This is a genomic window from Streptomyces sp. NBC_00582 (assembly GCF_036345155.1).
Lineage (GTDB): Bacteria > Actinomycetota > Actinomycetes > Streptomycetales > Streptomycetaceae > Streptomyces.
The window spans coordinates 14,083-29,517 of the sequence record NZ_CP107773.1; the positions used below are offsets into that span (position 1 = coordinate 14,083).

General features: G+C 69.9%; 14 protein-coding genes. 10 read left to right on the plus strand and 4 right to left on the minus strand.

What is annotated here, in order from left to right; all coding sequences use genetic code 11:
* Nucleotides 1-46: 46 nt before the first annotated feature.
* Nucleotides 47-301, plus strand: a complete 255-nt coding sequence (locus OG852_RS49170) for a hypothetical protein (protein ID WP_330351657.1) — start codon at nucleotides 47-49, stop codon at nucleotides 299-301.
* Between the two features lie 166 nt (nucleotides 302-467).
* Here OG852_RS49170 and OG852_RS49175 read toward each other — a convergent pair whose 3' ends face one another.
* A complete protein-coding gene (locus OG852_RS49175) occupies nucleotides 468-2,120 on the minus strand; it encodes a WD40 repeat domain-containing protein (RefSeq protein WP_330351658.1) in 1,653 nt (550 codons plus the stop codon).
* A gap of 278 nt (nucleotides 2,121-2,398) precedes the next feature.
* Here OG852_RS49175 and OG852_RS49180 point away from each other — a divergent pair, with 278 nt between their 5' ends.
* The 4 genes from OG852_RS49180 to OG852_RS49195 all read left to right on the plus strand — a co-directional run bounded on the left by OG852_RS49180 (nucleotide 2,399) and on the right by OG852_RS49195 (nucleotide 7,788).
* On the plus strand, nucleotides 2,399-5,818 hold the full coding sequence (locus OG852_RS49180) for a DNA polymerase III subunit alpha (RefSeq protein WP_330351932.1): 3,420 nt from the start codon (nucleotides 2,399-2,401) through the stop codon (nucleotides 5,816-5,818).
* 5 nt (nucleotides 5,819-5,823) lie between these two features.
* On the plus strand, nucleotides 5,824-6,849 hold the full coding sequence (locus OG852_RS49185; RefSeq protein WP_330351659.1) for a DNA polymerase Y family protein: 1,026 nt from the start codon (nucleotides 5,824-5,826) through the stop codon (nucleotides 6,847-6,849).
* A 40-nt stretch (nucleotides 6,850-6,889) separates the two neighbouring features.
* Nucleotides 6,890-7,345 carry a hypothetical protein gene (locus OG852_RS49190; protein ID WP_330351660.1) on the plus strand — a complete coding sequence of 152 codons (456 nt, stop codon included), beginning with the start codon at nucleotides 6,890-6,892 and terminating at the stop codon, nucleotides 7,343-7,345.
* Between the two features lie 161 nt (nucleotides 7,346-7,506).
* On the plus strand, nucleotides 7,507-7,788 hold the full coding sequence (locus tag OG852_RS49195; RefSeq protein ID WP_330351661.1) for a hypothetical protein: 282 nt from the start codon (nucleotides 7,507-7,509) through the stop codon (nucleotides 7,786-7,788).
* Nucleotides 7,789-7,831: 43 nt separating this feature from the next.
* Here OG852_RS49195 and OG852_RS49200 read toward each other — a convergent pair whose 3' ends face one another.
* Together OG852_RS49200 and OG852_RS49205 are read right to left on the minus strand one after the other, a co-directional pair.
* Entirely contained in the window at nucleotides 7,832-8,035 is a 204-nt protein-coding gene (locus OG852_RS49200; RefSeq protein WP_330351662.1) for a helix-turn-helix domain-containing protein, read from the minus strand.
* 161 nt (nucleotides 8,036-8,196) lie between these two features.
* Nucleotides 8,197-8,400 carry a cold-shock protein gene (locus OG852_RS49205; protein WP_010982331.1) on the minus strand — a complete coding sequence of 68 codons (204 nt, stop codon included), beginning with the start codon at nucleotides 8,398-8,400 and terminating at the stop codon, nucleotides 8,197-8,199.
* A gap of 1,271 nt (nucleotides 8,401-9,671) precedes the next feature.
* On the opposite strand from OG852_RS49205, the gene OG852_RS49210 reads away from it, so the two are divergent.
* The gene (locus tag OG852_RS49210; RefSeq protein WP_330351663.1) at nucleotides 9,672-10,337 is read left to right on the plus strand and encodes a hypothetical protein; all 666 of its coding nucleotides are present in this window, start codon (nucleotides 9,672-9,674) and stop codon (nucleotides 10,335-10,337) included.
* A 378-nt stretch (nucleotides 10,338-10,715) separates the two neighbouring features.
* Here OG852_RS49210 and OG852_RS49215 read toward each other — a convergent pair whose 3' ends face one another.
* The gene (locus tag OG852_RS49215; RefSeq protein ID WP_330351664.1) at nucleotides 10,716-10,916 is read right to left on the minus strand and encodes a hypothetical protein; all 201 of its coding nucleotides are present in this window, start codon (nucleotides 10,914-10,916) and stop codon (nucleotides 10,716-10,718) included.
* Nucleotides 10,917-11,183: 267 nt separating this feature from the next.
* Here OG852_RS49215 and OG852_RS49220 point away from each other — a divergent pair, with 267 nt between their 5' ends.
* The 4 genes from OG852_RS49220 (at nucleotide 11,184) to ligA (ending at nucleotide 15,176) form a co-directional block, all read left to right on the plus strand.
* Nucleotides 11,184-11,525, plus strand: a complete 342-nt coding sequence (locus tag OG852_RS49220; RefSeq protein WP_330351665.1) for an HU family DNA-binding protein — start codon at nucleotides 11,184-11,186, stop codon at nucleotides 11,523-11,525.
* Between the two features lie 192 nt (nucleotides 11,526-11,717).
* A complete protein-coding gene (locus OG852_RS49225; RefSeq protein WP_330351666.1) occupies nucleotides 11,718-12,386 on the plus strand; it encodes a GNAT family N-acetyltransferase in 669 nt (222 codons plus the stop codon).
* A gap of 94 nt (nucleotides 12,387-12,480) precedes the next feature.
* Complete coding sequence (locus tag OG852_RS49230; protein ID WP_330351667.1) at nucleotides 12,481-13,005, plus strand: hypothetical protein; 525 nt, start codon at nucleotides 12,481-12,483, stop codon at nucleotides 13,003-13,005.
* Nucleotides 13,006-13,121: 116 nt separating this feature from the next.
* Nucleotides 13,122-15,176 carry an NAD-dependent DNA ligase LigA gene (gene ligA, locus OG852_RS49235; RefSeq protein ID WP_330351933.1) on the plus strand — a complete coding sequence of 685 codons (2,055 nt, stop codon included), beginning with the start codon at nucleotides 13,122-13,124 and terminating at the stop codon, nucleotides 15,174-15,176.
* The last annotated feature ends 259 nt before the right edge of the window (nucleotides 15,177-15,435 follow it).

The window sequence follows — 15,435 nt, forward strand, 5'->3', positions numbered from 1 at the left end:
TCGCCTTTCCCTGGCCATGGTGATCGAGTGGCCTATGATGCCGGCCATGACGCCCAGTGAAGCCCGGGAACGGGTGATCAGGCTGCGGAAGGTGAGCGTCTCATCCAGCTGGTGCACGCCGAGCAGCCCAGGGCGAGCACGCGGGGGCTGCAAGACCGGAAACGGTCCCGGCGGCCGCATCGCCGAGGTCCTGCGCATCCCCGCCCTCGGCAAGGACTGGGCCCAGCCCGTCTACAACGGCATCGGCGACCAGCAGCTGCGCGCACCTCGAGTTGGCCGTCCGGGACGGGGCTGCCGGTGAGGATGTCCCACTCGTCGCCGCGGTGTACTTGGACGGCGATGTGGATCGGGCCGTCGGGGCGGCTGCGAGTGCCGGGGAGCGGGGATCGGGGATCGGGCTGCGGAGGGTCTCGATGGCGGGCGTGAAGGGCCGGCACCGGGCGGCTCTCCTGCGCTGTCCCTGTGTGTCAGCGGACGAGCCGTCGGGCGTCCCAGACAAGGATGGAGGCGCTGCCCAGGTACCAGGTGGCCAGGTACCGGCCGTCGGGCGAGGTCCGCACGTGGTAGTCCTCGCCGCGGCGGTCCGGGGTGAACTCGCCGAGCAGTTCGCCGGTGTCGGTCCGGTGGATGCGGACGGTGTCCCCCGGGACGGCGAGCCAGCGGCCGCCGTCGCCGACGGCGAACCGGTGCGAGCCCGGGATGTGCAGGCGCTCCCGGCCGCCGGGCAGACCCAGGATCCGGACCCCGTCCAGGGTGACGGCGGCCAGCCAGCTGCCGTCGGGGGCGAAGGCCAGGCGGTAGACGGTCCCCGGTGACCTGGGGAGTTCGGCCTGCAGTTTGCCGGAGACGGGGTCCCACAGCCGGATCCGACCGTTCAGGTCGCTGACGGCGACGGTCCGGCCGTCCGAGGAGCAGGCCATGGCGCTGACGTGGGTGCGGGGCTCCGACTTCTTCCCGAGCCGTCTGATCGCGTAGGTCGTGCTGTCGATGACCGCGGGGCGGGGCGAGGTGTCGGTGGCGACCCAGGCACCGCCTGGGTCGAGGGCGAGTTGGGTGGTCCAGCCGTCGACCGACCGCAGGCGCCGGCCGGTGGCGGCGTCCCACCAGCGGGCGGCGTCGTAGTCTCCGGTGATGACCCGGCTGCCGTCCGGCGTGATCGCGCACACCTCGTGGATCCCCTCGGTCGGGCCCAGGACGTGCCGCACGCTCCGGTCGGCGACGTCGTGGATCCGGCTGGCCTTGTGGCCCGAGGCCGTCACCAGCCAGCTGCCGTCCGCCGCCAGGGCGACGTCCTTGACATACGACGGGGACGGCAGCACGCCCACCAGGGCTGACGTCAGGTCGGTGGCGACGCGCCCCGGGGCCTCCTCCCGCAGCTCCTGCCGGAGGAGCTCGGCCTCCGCCCGCAGGACGGCCTCGTCGGCCAGGGCGTCGAGCAGCAGCCCGGCCCGGAGAACCGGGTCCGGGCAGGCGCGGTGCTCCAGGCGGTGGGCGACGCGGTCCACGGCCCGGCGGGCCGCGTCGATCTCGGGGGTGTCGAACATCGCCAGCTCCGCGCGGAATGCGGCCACGCCGCAGACCCTGACCTTCGCGGCCTGCCAGCGGGGGTTTTGGACCAGTCGTACGGCGGCGGCGCGGTCGTGGGCGGCGATGTGCCAGGGCAGGTGGTGCCAGAGGTAGGTCTCGGCGACCGGCAGCTGCCACCAGTGGCCGCCCTCCGGCGGCAGGGTGACGGCCCGGGCGAGGACGCGGCGGTGCCCGGCGCGGATCTCCTCCGGGGTGCGGTGGGAGGAGATGAGGGCGTGCAGCCGTCCGGGGAACGTGATCCGCCGCACTCCGTCGCCGCCCCGGGGCAGGGCGACGAGTCCCCGGCTTTCCATCATCGGCAGGACGGTCAGGGCGGGGAGCTCCGGCGTGACGTCCTCCCAGCCGACGGCCAGGTCCGACAGCAGGATTTCGACGTCCGGGGGAAGGGCGGTGAGCGCCAGGACCTCGTCCCGGAAGCTGTGGAGGTCGCCCAGCGCCTCCCCCTCCGGGCCGCCGCCCCACTGCGCCGCCCGGGCGGCCGCTGCGGCAGCTCGGGCCCGTTCGTACCGTTTCCCGCGCCGGAACAAGTCCATGTGCCGCCCCTCCCCACCCGACTGGCGGCCAGTCAATCAGAGCCTCTGCCCGGTGTCGGCTCGTCGGCGCATGAGCCCCAGCGTCAACTCCCGCCATCCAGGGGGAGATCGGCTCGACCGGACCGTACGGCCCGCGCCAGCCGTGCCCTCCGGGTGGGTGAATGCGCACTGCTCCCTTTCCCGTCCCGTGAACTCTCGCGCTACAGTCATCGCACACACGTTCGAAAAATGGAGGGGTGCGAGCACACCGATGGGACGAGTCGCGAGCGGAGGACGCCATGGAGGTCTTCGCGCACCTGCACGTCGCCTCCGGTTATTCGCCCCGGTACGGCGCCTCCTCCCCGGCCGCCCTCGTCGAAACCGCCGCCGAGCGAGGCATGCGGGTCCTGGCGCTGACCGACCGGGACACCGTCACCGGATTCGTCCGCTTCGCCAAGGCCTGCGAGCAGCACGGCGTCCGGCCCGTCCTCGGTGTCGACATGGCCGTCGCCCCGCTGACGGCTGCGCGCACCGAGCGACACCGCACCCCGGTTCGCGGTGGCGCCCACGTCCGCGAGCCGCAGCTGCGCGTCCAGCTCCTCGCGCACAACCGGGCAGGCTGGACCCAGCTGTGCCGCCTGTTGTCCGCCGCGCACGCCACGCCAACCGACGGCTACCCGGTGGCTACCTGGGACCTGCTGCGTGCGCACGCTGTCGACGGCCTCACCGCCCTGCTCGGCCCCGCCTCCGAACCGGCCCGCGCGCTGTCCGCCGGCCGCCCGGACCACGGCCGGGAACTGCTCGCGCCCTGGCGCGACATCTTCGGCCCCAACCTGCGGCTGGCCGCCGTCTGGCACGGCCTGAGCGGCACAGGACCCGGCTCCCTGCGCTTGGCCGCCCGCACCGTCGGCCTCGCCGATGACCTGGGCATCCCAGCAGTCCTCACCAACGCAGTCAGGTACGCCAACCCCGAACAGCACAGGATCGCCGACGTCCTCGACGCCGCCCGCCTGCTCCGCCCGATCGACCGGCGCCGTCTGGACTCCGGTGAGCGCTGGCTCAAGGGGCCCCGGCAGATGGCCGCGGCAGCCGACCGCATCGTGCTCGCATCCGGCGCGGATCCGCGCCGCGCACGCCAGCTCCTCGCCGAGACGGCCGCCGTCGCGCAGCAGTGCACCCTGGACCCGCGCGCCGACCTCGGCCTGGGCCGCCCGCACCTCCCCGAACCGCACGTCGTCGGCGCCACCGACACCGCGGACGCCGCCCGGGTGCTGCGCGACCGCTGTGAAGCCGGCCTCATCCGCCGCGGCCTCGACCGCTCGGACGCCGCCCGTGCCCGCCTGGAGCACGAGCTGGACATCATCGGTCGGCTCCACTACGACACCTACCACCTCACCGTGGCCAACGTCGTCGACGACGTACGCGAGATGGGAATCAGGGTCGCGGCCCGCGGCTCGGGCGCCGGCTCGATGACCAACTACCTGCTGGGCATCGCCGTCGCCAACCCCCTCGACCACCACCTCGTCTTCGAGCGCTACCTCTCGATGCGCCGAACCGACCTGCCCGACATCGACCTCGACGTCGAAGCCGACCGCCGGCTCGAGGTCTACGACAAGATCTTCGCCAGGTACGGCCACGACCGAGTCGCCGTCACCGCTATGCCCGAGACCTACCGGGCCCGGCACGCCCTTCGCGACACCGGACTCGCCCTCGGTATCGCCCCTGGCGACGTCGGCCGCATCGCGAAGGCCTTCCCTCACATCCGCGCCCGCGACATCCGCGCCGCCCTGGCCGAACTGCCCGAACTCAAAGCTCTCGCCGCCCAGGCGCAACGCTACGGGCCCCTGTTCGAACTGGCCGAAGGACTCGACGCCCTGCCGCGCGGCATCGCCATGCACCCCTGCGGTGTCGTGATCTCCGACGCCGCGCTGCGCACCCGTCTGCCCGTGCAGCCCACCGCCGGCGGCAACTTCGACATGCTCATGGCGGATAAAATGGACGTCGAGGATCTCGGCTTGATCAAACTCGACGTCCTCGGCATGAGGATCCAGTCCGCCATGGCCCACGCCATCACCGAGATCAAGCGCGCCACCGGCCAGGACCTCGACCTCGACCAGGTCCCGCTCGACGACTACTTCGCCTTCAAGCTCATCCAGGACGCCCGCACGGTCGCCGTCTTCAACCTGGAGAGCCCCGGACAAATGGACCTCCTGTCCCGTTTGCAACCGCGCGACGTGCAGGACGTCATCGCCGATATCAGCCTCTTCCGCCCCGGACCAGTGGCCGGCGGCATGCCAGCCGAATACATCGCCGCCCGGCACGGCAACCCGCCGGCCTACCCGCACCCCGATCTGGAGCCGATCTTGTCGGACACCTACGGCGTGCTCATCTGGCACGAGCAGATCATCAAGATCGTCGCACGCATGACGGGCTGCGACGACGCCCTCGCCGAGTTGGCACGCCGCGCCCTCGGCGACGCCAATCGGCTGCCGCGAGTGGGGGCGTGGTTCCGCGACCGGGCCCTGGCCCGCGGCTACAGCGAGAACGTGGTGACGCAGGTCTGGGAGAAGCTGCGGGCCTTTGGAGCCTACGGATTTGCCCGCGCTCACGCTGTCGCTTTTGCCGTTCCTGCCCTTCAATCTGCCTATTTGAAGGCGCACTTCCCGGCAGCCCTGTACGCAGGCGTCCTCCAGCACGACCCGGGTATGTGGCCCAAAAGGGTCATCGTCGCCGACGCCCGCCGCCACGGCATCCAGGTCCGCGGCGTCGACATCAACCGCTCCGCCGCTACCCACCGCATCGAGCCCGCCGACGACGGCACCTTCGCAGTACGCCTCTCCCTGGCCGAGGTCCGCGGCATCACCGACGAACAGACCCGGCGGATCGTCAACGGCCAGCCGTACGCCAGCGTCCAGGAACTGTGGCAGCGCGCCCGTCCCGCCCGCTCGGTCGCCGAGCACCTCGTCAACATCGGCGCCCTGGACACCCTGCGCGGCACCGCCACCCGCCGCGACCTGCTGCTGCAGATCACCGAACTGCACCGCCAGACCCGCAACCGCCCCCTCGACGACGGCCAGCTCCCCCTCGACCACACCAGCCCGCTCAGTGCCGCACCATCCGGCCTGCCCGAAATGACCTCCCGCGAACGCCTCACCGCCGAACTCGACGTCCTGGGCATCGACGTCTCGGCCCACCTCATGGAGCACCACCACCAGCTCCTGCGCGAACTCGCCGTCACCAGCTCCCGCCGCCTGTCCACCCTGCGCACCGGCCAGCCGGTCCTCGTCGCCGGCGTACGCGCCGCCACACAAACGCCCCCGATCGCCAGCGGAAGGCGCGTGATCTTCACGTCCCTCGACGACGGCAGCGGCCTGACCGACATCGCCTTCTTCGACTCCAGCCACGACACCGTCGCAGCCACCGTGTTCCACAGCGCGCTCCTGCTGGTGCGCGGCAAGGTCCAGCGTCGCGGCCAGCGAGCGACCGTGGTCGGGGAACGAGCCTGGGACCTGGAAGACCTGGCCGCCGCCCGCCGCGATCAGGGGCCCGACGCCGTCCAGCAACTCCTCGGCGAGGCAGCGCCGCCTGCCGCCGCCGCGCCGGCTCGAGTCCTTCATCTGCCGAACGGCGCGCAGCTCCAGGCCTGGGCTGATCTGCTGCCCGCCGGCGATCGGACCGCGAACCTCAAGGCCTACACCAGTCCCGGATCGGCCGGCTGAATACCATGAACCACCGCTACGTCCTACGCGTCCATGCCCACGCGGCCCCGCACCCCGACCCGGCGCTCTACCCCCAGCTCCTCGAACTCCTCGAGAACATCACCCCCACCGTCCAGGCCCTGGAACCGGACTCCGCCGACCTCGAGATCGGCAGCGCCCTGCGCTTCTTCGACCGCACCCCGCACGGGCTCGCCCAACTCGTACGCCTGCGGGCCCTTGCTCTGCTCGGCCTGAACCTGACCATCGGCGGGGGCCGCTCACGCATGATCGCCGCCATGGCCACCGATGCCACCGCCCCCGGCGGCATCACCTGCATCGACACCACCGACCCCGCCGTCAGGGCCTTCCTCCGGCCCCGCCCTGTCGCCGCCCTGTACGGCGTCGGTGCCGCCACCGCGGCCACGCTCGGCCGCTACGGGATCACCACCATCGGCCAGCTCGCCGACACCCCACTCCTGACCACCCAGAAGATCCTCGGCACCGCCGCCGGCCGCCTCCTGCACGAACGCGCCCACGGGATCGACCAGCGTCCCGTCGTACGTCAGCAGCCCGAACGGTCCTGCTCCGCCGCCGTCGACTTCCCCCACGACGAGCTCGATCCCGACCGCCACCGCCAGGCCGTCCTCCACCTCGTCGAGCAGCTCGGCTTCCGGATGCGCGGCGAAAACCAGGTCTGCCGCCGCATCGCCCTGACCGTCCGCTACGCCGACCACACGAGCACCCACCGCGCTCGCACACTCCCCGAGGCCACCAACCACTCCATGCAGCTATGCCGCACCGCGTACGACCTCTACGCCGCACTGGGCCTCCAACGGGCGCGAGTGCGCGGTCTCGCCCTCCGCGCCGAAGCCCTCGCACAGGCCGAAGGAGCCCACCACCAGCTCACCTTCGACCCCGCCGACCACAAGGCCCGCCAACTCGAAGCCGCCGCCGACAAGGCACGCACCCGATTCGGCGCCGATGCCCTACGCCCCGCCGCCCTCGCCCGGTCGGCACCCGCGCGACGCCGCGATGTCAGACCTCCCGCCTAGGCTGACGAGACACCCATTCGACACCTGAGAGGCGGCAGCCATGGGCCCTGAGCAGGTACAGGAGCTGTGTGCCGAGATCCTCGCCAAGGGCCCCGACATCACCTCCGCGACCGCGTGGACGGACGGCAGCCGCCGCCCCAGCGGGCTCCTGATCTCTTTCAGCAGCGGCGCCCGGCTCTGGATCGGGATCACCACCGCCAACGCCACAAGCGCCGAACCTGCCCAGACCACCTCGTCCGCACCGCCCCTTCCGCAGCTCTACGACGCGGCTGGGAAGATCACACCGCCGCGAGCCGAGCTGTACCTGGCTGCCGTCCTCATGAGTGCCCACGCCCCCGAAATCGCCAGCGCGTACGGCTACTCCGCCTCACCGGGGCATCCCGGCGTGGGCCTCCACCTGACCGACGGAGGTCGGGCTTTCCTGCCGTTCGTCTTCACGGCCGCCCATGGGAAGAAGCCGGCCGCCCGTCCGTTCACCGTCGACGCCGCATTCTGACCTGCTCCGAGAGACAAGCCGTACTTTGCAAAGTGCGTCAGCGGCGGACGTGGCGTCACCGGGCGGCGTACTGAGCCGACCGCCAAGTCGTGTGCAGCTCACGGTTTGCTTTGCGCACGGCGTGGCCCTCGCACGCCAAAAAGCTCCCGCTCGGCCACACCATGTTGCTCACCCACACGGAAATCGCGCGCGCCAGCGGCGGGCACGGAGGACTGTGGAAGGGCGAGGACTACGTCTACGTCATGTCGGTCACCGGCCGCAGCGCCGGCGAGCTCCTGCCTGTGGTGACGTATCAGTACCGAGACCACGAACATGAGATGCCCGAGGCTGCTTCGTACCCGGACGAGGACAAGCGGGGCGCTCGGATCTTCGCGTGGCTCCAAGGACGAGACGACCGCGAACTACGCCGCCGCGAGCACCGTCCAGGATCCGTAGCGGGCTGAGCGGTGTCGACGGACCAGGAGTCAGCATGTCCGCTGGCCGGGCTCAGGCGCCAGTCTGGTTCCGAGTGGCGCCGCCCCGGCCTCGGAGGGTGACGCCGGTCTCCGTGAGGATGCGGTGGACGAAGCCGTAGCTGCGGCCGGCGTCTTCGGCCAGCGCCCGGATACTTGCTCCGCCTTCGTACTTCTTCTTCAAGTCGGCCGCGAGCCTGTCGCGCGCCTCGCCGGTGATCCGCGTTCCTTTGGCCATGACACGTCCCCTTCGCCGTTCGAAGTACGGAGGGGTGATCATCGCGCATCGGCCTGGCGGCCGTCAGGCGATCCGTGCACCCGATCAGGGAACGGAGCAAGACGGACGACACCCACCCCGCGACGCTCATGGTGCGGGGTGGGTGTCGTGTAGAGGCAGACTCAGGCGGGGGTGATGTTCTCCGCCTGGGGGCCCTTCTGGCCCTGGGTGACGTCGAAGTTCACCTTCTGGCCTTCCTGGAGCTCACGGAAGCCGGAGCTGGCGATGTTGGAGTAGTGGGCGAAGACGTCGGGGCCGCCGCCATCCTGCTCGATGAAGCCGAAGCCCTTTTCCGAGTTGAACCACTTGACGGTTCCGCTGGCCATTTTTGCCCTCCAAGGGGACTCGAAGTCGGTTCCCGCACCGTGCGAGAACCGGAGGTGATCGCCCTGGTCCTCAGAGACTTTGAACAGCAGAATCCCCCGTGCGCACGCTCCACGGGGGAGAACCGGTACTTCGGAACCATGACATCTGACCATGACGCTACACCGACAGTTCCGCCATCGGCGCGGTAACGCTCAGGTGAGATAAGTCGGTCGAGCTCCAGCCGGTAGTTCAACGGACGATCCTGCGCCCGGGTGCGGCGTTCGATGACGAAGGTCGACGGCTCGGTGCAGGTGGTGATCTGGCGGAAGACCGGCACGGCGCCTCCCCTTCCCGTTGCGGGTGAGGGTCTGATGATGGCTGCCGCCGAGTCGGGGAACAGTCCGCCGTTGGATGGTGTGACGGGTGACGCCGCTCCCACTTCTAGACAGGGTCTTTTTTGTTCGAGGGACACTGAAGATAGTTGCTTAATTGATTTTATCGCCGTATAGTTGGGTCATCTCCCATGGGAGACAGGCTCCTGTAGCTCAGAAGGAAGAGCGGCCGTAAAACGGAACGGCGACATGGTGGGACGGTTGCGGATGCACCGGGTCCGGGCCCTGGCAAGCCAAAAGCCCCAGGGTTGGGGAACCTCAGCCCCCGGCAGGGAAGCGCGTTTCCCAAGCCCACCTACCCGGCGCGGGTTCGAGTCCCGCCAGGAGCACCCATTTTCACCGACCACCCACTTCCCGCCGGAGTCACTCATGAGCACTTCTCGGCGCACTATCCGCATGCCGTCCCGCGTCGCCCGACTGCCTCGCAACAGAGCCGGACTGCCGGTGCCCGGCAACATCGTCTGATGCCCGGCAGACGATGACGGCTCGATCCTCGTAACCAACAGCGATGAGCCACGTCACTTGCCAGTGCACGCCTGGGCGCGGAACCCCTGCATTCGCGGAGTACTGCCCGGTCAGGCAGAGACAGTTCATGACCCAGCGGCGTTGCGGCCTGTGCACGCAGGACATCGCAGCCACGGAGCAGTTGGCGTTCATTGGCAAGGCGGACGCCCAGTACTACCTGGAACCGCCGCTCCATCCTTCCTGTGCGGCCTACGCTCTGCAGGTGTGCCCGCGTCTGCACGCGGCCGGCGAGCAGGACCGGCCTGGCTGGCCGAGCGCCTGTCGCGACCACCCCGGGGGGCGCCCTCCGCGTGAGCTTTCGTCTCCACGCGCGAGACCTCCGCAACCGATTCCGCCCCGTAACCGGGGCTCACTTCCACCGAACCGGAGCGAGCATGCTCGCCGAGCACATCAAGTTCACCCGCAAGAACCCGATCACCGGCCGCAGCCGCCGGGGGCAGCGTGACATTCAATACGCAGCCGTGGACGAGGTCGTTCTCCGGGTCACCCACCTCCACAGCGGTCCTCAGCCGGTCCGCATCGAGTTCGCCGACGAGCACCTGTCCGCCGCGGGTCTGCAGGAATGGAATCACAGCTGGTACCGGCACACCCACGGCACCGACTCCGTCGACACGGCCCGTACCTGGATGGCTGAGTACTTCCGCTCCCAGGAGTCGGCCGAGCTGCTGGCCCACTACGAACAGGCCGTCGAAACCTGGCAGATGCTCGACGTGGACCCTGCCAAGGTGTCCGCTCCGTACCGCGTCGTCGAACTGCATCACGGCCACTACCTCGCCGTCGCCAACAACCCGCGCCCGCTGCTCTGGCTACACAGCAACCTGGCGTGGGAGGACGGCACTCCGAGGGTGGGCGGCACCCCGATCCTGGCCGAGGCCAACCGCCACTCGCCCAGCCTCGACGGCGCTGACTACACCGGCTGGATCGTCTCCAGTGATGGCGGCCGGAGCTATTCCGACCCCATCTCGCGCAAGGCCGACGCCCTTGCGTACCTCCGCGTCATCGCTGACCAGAACGTGCCCGCCGCCGAGGACAACCGGTAGCCGCCGCTCCAGGGGCCTTCAGCGATTCGGGCGCAGTTTCGATCAAGCCTTCCTTCAGGAGGTCTTTCCACTCGACGCCCGAGCCTGGTACCGGATGCGGCATTCTGGCCCCTGGAAGACGAGCCCCGGGCGGAATGGGCGCTCAGGCGTGACGAACGCCGCGCCCGAGCCACGGGCCGGCTACGGGCTGTGTCCCAAGGACGGACACCGCTACACGCATGACGAGGTCCCGGTCTGCGTTCACCCGGACCGGGTGGGCCTGGCTCCGGATATGACGACTCCGCCCCACGTGCCGGATCCTCCGGCGCTGCCCCCGGCGACCCGGCACCGGTGGTGGCGCCGGAAGGGGACATGAGATGGGGTGAGGCCTACGCCGGCTCAGCCGAAAGCGGAGAAGGAGCGCTCTCCCTGTTCCACGCTCTGCTGAGGTGCCGGCCGCAGGCCGCTCCAGTCCAGTGCCTGCCGCGCATGAAGCTGTGCTTGCTCGGCCGCGCTCCGAGTCTCGGCCAGGACGTCGCCGCGCTCCTTGACCAGACGGTCGTAGATCGGCGGATGCTCGGGTATCTCTCCAGCGTTCATAGCCCCTGATCTTGCCCGTTCACCGATGATCTGTCAGGCCCGCCGCAGCGGGCCTGCACGGACCAGGTGGTTGTCGGAACGGCGAGGAGATGGTCACCGCGATCGGTCAGCGAGCCGATCCCCACACGGTCGCCCGGCAGGACGAGGTCACACACCCTTCGTCATGAAGTTGCGTAAATGGATTTATGGCAGTAGAGTTAGAGGCATCGGAGGGAGGGCGTGCGCCACTTCTCCGAAAGCAGACGCTCCACACCCAAGAGGCCCACCTTGAACAAGCAGCAGTTGATCGACGAGATCGCAGCCAATGGCGGCATCTCCAAGCCGGAGGCCGCCGCGGCCCTGGACGTCGTGCTGGACACCCTGATCCGACGCGTCGTCAGCGGAGACGCCGTCTCCGTCACCGGATTCGGCACCCTCCAGGCCGTCACCACCCCCGCTCACCGGGCACGCAACCCCCAGACCGGCAACACGGTCCTGGTCCCCGCGCGCAAGAAGGTGAAGTTCAGCCCAGGCGCAGCATTCACCGAGATGGTGCGCGGCGACCGCGCAGTCCCCCCGGCGGGCCAGAGTTCCGCGCGCAAGCGGCCTCGCGTGACCCTCGCCGCCTGAACCGGCCGGCAGTCTCGGGCGGGCCGTCCAGCGGCCCGCCCGGCCAGGCAACCTCTGAGGTTGCATAAATGGATTTACACACGCAGGTTGAGCATTGGCGGGCGCCTCACTCCGCCGCTTGGGCTGACGCGCACCCGCATCCCCGCTCCCTACGGCATCTCCCGCTTCGCACCCGGACGGACCCCGCCCCGCATGCCCGAAATCGATCTTTCCGATCGCTCCGATCCATCACCCCGAATCCGGATCGGGCGCGCCCGCTTCCGTGACGTCGACTCATTTGTTGACCTTCTGTCCCTGGTCAACCCAGGACACCCCGTGCCGCCCCTCGTTCAGACGGCCCTGGCGCTACGGCCGGGAAGGCTGACGCACGGGGACTGCCTGTGCCTGATCGCCCGAAGCGGTGACCGCGTCGTCGGCGCACTCATGGCCAGCCCGCCGCGCTGGACTGACACTCATCCACTGCGCCCGTCGCTGGTGCGCAGCGTGCTGTACATCGGGGGCGTGGCGGTGGCGAGCGGCCACCGCGGCCACGGCATCGCGACCGCGCTGTTGAACATGGCGGAGCAGCATGGCCGCCACGCAGGGCTCCGTCTGTTGACTCTGGAACACCCGCCCGCGATGACCCCGTTCTACACACGGCTCGGCTACAGCGCGGGGCAGGAACGTCTCATCGTCGCGCTGCCCGGCCCTGCCTTGCAGGAGCGGAAGATGCCCGGCCACCTGAGCGCCGTCAAGCGTCTCGATCTTGGAGTCGGGTTCGCGACAGTCCCCGGGGCCCCGGCGGGCATCGTCACCGATTTGCTCCCCGGCTGCTCATTGCCGCCATGCGCGCGCTACCGCAACGGACGCCTGGTCACCTGAAACCCGGCCGTCGGCACTGAACCTCAGCGGTGGCCCGCAGGCGGGCGTCCTCCGCCCTTCTCACCACACCCCGCTCTTTCTGAGGAACCTCTCCTTGACCACCACTCCCGCGCAGCACGCTGCTGTGGTCGCCGACGCTCTCGCGGCCGTCGTCCGGCACCGGACCAAGCCCGGCCCGGCTCGTAACGCTCTGGAACACATCACGGATCTGCTCGACATCGCAGTCCTGGCCTTCGTCGACAGCGAACAGTTCGCCGACCCGGCGAGCACTGCGGCCACCGACGTGCCGGTCGATGCTGCTCTCGCTCTCCAGGACGCCGAGACACTCGCCGCCGACAACCCTGAAACCGGCCTGCCTCGCGGATTCACCGCAGTGGTCCTGGCCCCCGTCACCGGCCGCGCTCCTGAGCTACCCGCACCAGTAGACCCGGCCCCCGCCCAGCTCGCGCAGCAGCAGACCACGCTGCGCAGCCGCCTCGCCCTCGTGGAGGAATGGCTGCTCGACACGGAACACCCCGAGGCGACAGCGGACTACGTCGCCACGTCCCTGACCCTCCGTACCAAGCTGGCCCACCTGGCCACCGCCGTTGCCAACAGGTGTCCCGCAGCCCAGCGCTGATCCCCCTCACGCCGACCTTCGGGCAGCCCGTCAGCCGACGGTCCTCCCGCTCCTCCGGCAGCGCTGCTCCAGCGCTGCCGGCCCATTGTCAGACCCCTGCGAAAGGATTCACACCCATGACTACCGTTGCCGCCGGAAGGGCATTTTCCAGCTCTTCCGAGTACCAGACCGCCGTGCGACAGGCCCGTGAGGCCGCCGCGTCCTACTACGGCGACGGCGACAGCCCGCTCGATGACGCGACCTACGACCAGCTGGTCCGCAACATCGAGGCCTGGGAGACGGACCACCCGGAGGATGTGGTGGACGACTCCCCGACCGGCAAGGTGGGCGCAGGTGCGGGCCCGGCCGGAGACGTCGCTCACACCACGCGCTTGTTGTCGCTCAGCAACGTCTTCAGCCCGGCGGAACTCAATTCCTGGGGGGCGTCCGTGGATCGACGGCTGGGCCGCCCGGTGTCCGGAGGCTGGGCGACCGAGGTGAAGCTGGACGGCAACGCCATCGTCGCGCGCTACCAGGACGGTCTGCTGGCCCAGGTCCTCAAGCGTGGAAACGGCAGCCACGGCGAAGACGTCAGCCACGTCATCGGCACCATCGTCGGACTGCCGGTCCAGCTCCCCCAGCCGGTCACGTTCGAGGTCCGCGGTGAAGTGCTCTTCACCCGGACGCAGTTCGAGTACGCCAACACGGTGCGCGTCGAACACGGCGCGAAGGTCTTCGCAAACGCGCGCAACGGCGCCTCGGGCACTCTTGCCGCCAAGGACCGCTCGTATCAGCTCCCCATGACCTTCTTCGCGTACGGCGCGGTCGATCTGCCCGGACATCCGTTCCTGCCGCCGGGGGCCAGCCACACGGAGATCCTTCAGGCGGTGGCCGACGCGGGCGTTCAGACGATCGCGGAGACGCCCACCTCGGTGCGCGTGGTGGCCACGCTGGCCGAGGCGCAGCAGCGGGTGGATGAGATCGCCGCGCTGCGGCCGTCGCTTCCGTTCGAGGTCGACGGTGTGGTGATCAAGGCCAACGACACGGCCGAGCAGGCCGCCGCTGGGGTCGGCAGCCGGGTTCCGCACTGGGCCATCGCTTACAAGCTGCCCGCGGTGGAACGCATGACGACACTCAAGGCCGTGGTGTGGGAGGTCGGCCGTACCGGGGTCATCGCCCCGACCGCCGAACTGGAGCCGGTCGAGGTGGACGGAACCATCGTTTCCCGGGCCACGCTGCACAACCCGGCCGACATCCGCCGCCGCGATCTCCATCTTGGCGATACTGTGACCGTTCACCGGGCTGGTGATGTGATTCCGAGAGTCGAAGCACCGGTCGTCTCGCTGCGGCCGGTCGGCGCCGAGCCGGTTCCGTTGCCCGAGAAGTGCCCCAACTGCGGGGACGCGATCGACAAGTCCCAGAAGCGCTGGCGTTGCGTCAAGGGCAACGCGTGCCGCCTGCCCGCGCTGATCGAGTACGCCGCCGGGCGCGACCAGCTCGACATCGACGGTCTCGGCAAGCGGTACGTCCAGGCCCTCGTCGGCTCCGGGGCCGTCGCGGACATCGGCGACCTGTTCGGCCTCACGGTCGAGCAGCTCACCGCCGCCTCCGGCAGCGCTAAGCGTGGTGCCAAGCTGGCCGAGCAGATCGAGGCCGCCAAGTCGCTGCCGCTCAACCGCATCTTCTGCGCACTCGGCATCCTGGGCACCGGGCGGAGCATGGCCCGCCGGATCGCCGCTTACTTCCTCAAGATGGAGGAGATCCGCAAGGCTGATGCTGCGGCGCTGCGTGGGGTGGAGGGCATCGGGGCGGAGAAGGCACCGGTGATCGTCCAGCAGATCGCCGAGCAGGCCCCGGTCATCGACAAGCTCATCGCTGCGGGCGTCAACATGACCGAGCCGCAGAAAGACTCCGGCGTCGTGGGCAGCAAGCCCTTGACCGGGAAGACCGTGGTCGTCACCGGAAAGATGACCGGGCCTCTCGACGGCCTGGGGCGCGGTGACATGACCGCCCTGATCGAGAAGGCCGGCGGCCGGGCGGGCAGCAGCGTCACCGCCAAGACGGACTACCTCGTCGCTGCCACCGCGGCGAACGGCAGGCTGAGTTCGAAGGCAGTCAGCGCGGCGGCTCTGGGTGTGGAGGTCCTCACGCCGGAGGCCTTCGCCGAACTGATCGAGGGCTATCTCGACTGATTCATGCCATCCGTCCGCGGGGCCGCGCCGTCACGGCGCGGCCCCGGGGCGCTCTGCCGCCCCGCACGCCGGACCGGTACCTGCTCGGCTTACGCGAGCCACGGTGCCCGCCCGCGAGCTCCGGCCGACAGCGCGCCGCTGCGCCTGCACCCACCTCCCGAATGTTGCTTAATTGGATTTATAGCGGTAGAGTTGCAGTCAGTTGACCGCCGGATGGCGCGCCATTTCTCGCGCGCAACTCCCGCTCAGCAACTCCACC

What these genes read in the sequence shown, in the direction of transcription:
- OG852_RS49170 (WP_330351657.1), top strand. Translation starts at nt 47, where the DNA reads ATGACGCCCAGTGAAGCCCGGGAACGGGTGATCAGGCTGCGGAAGGTG.
- OG852_RS49175 (WP_330351658.1), bottom strand. Translation starts at nt 2,120, where the DNA reads ATGGACTTGTTCCGGCGCGGGAAACGGTACGAACGGGCCCGAGCTGCC.
- OG852_RS49180 (WP_330351932.1), top strand. Translation starts at nt 2,399, where the DNA reads ATGGAGGTCTTCGCGCACCTGCACGTCGCCTCCGGTTATTCGCCCCGG.
- OG852_RS49185 (WP_330351659.1), top strand. Translation starts at nt 5,824, where the DNA reads ATGAACCACCGCTACGTCCTACGCGTCCATGCCCACGCGGCCCCGCAC.
- OG852_RS49190 (WP_330351660.1), top strand. Translation starts at nt 6,890, where the DNA reads ATGGGCCCTGAGCAGGTACAGGAGCTGTGTGCCGAGATCCTCGCCAAG.
- OG852_RS49195 (WP_330351661.1), top strand. Translation starts at nt 7,507, where the DNA reads ATGTTGCTCACCCACACGGAAATCGCGCGCGCCAGCGGCGGGCACGGA.
- OG852_RS49200 (WP_330351662.1), bottom strand. Translation starts at nt 8,035, where the DNA reads ATGGCCAAAGGAACGCGGATCACCGGCGAGGCGCGCGACAGGCTCGCG.
- OG852_RS49205 (WP_010982331.1), bottom strand. Translation starts at nt 8,400, where the DNA reads ATGGCCAGCGGAACCGTCAAGTGGTTCAACTCGGAAAAGGGCTTCGGC.
- OG852_RS49210 (WP_330351663.1), top strand. Translation starts at nt 9,672, where the DNA reads ATGCTCGCCGAGCACATCAAGTTCACCCGCAAGAACCCGATCACCGGC.
- OG852_RS49215 (WP_330351664.1), bottom strand. Translation starts at nt 10,916, where the DNA reads ATGAACGCTGGAGAGATACCCGAGCATCCGCCGATCTACGACCGTCTG.
- OG852_RS49225 (WP_330351666.1), top strand. Translation starts at nt 11,718, where the DNA reads ATGCCCGAAATCGATCTTTCCGATCGCTCCGATCCATCACCCCGAATC.
- ligA (WP_330351933.1), top strand. Translation starts at nt 13,122, where the DNA reads ATGACTACCGTTGCCGCCGGAAGGGCATTTTCCAGCTCTTCCGAGTAC.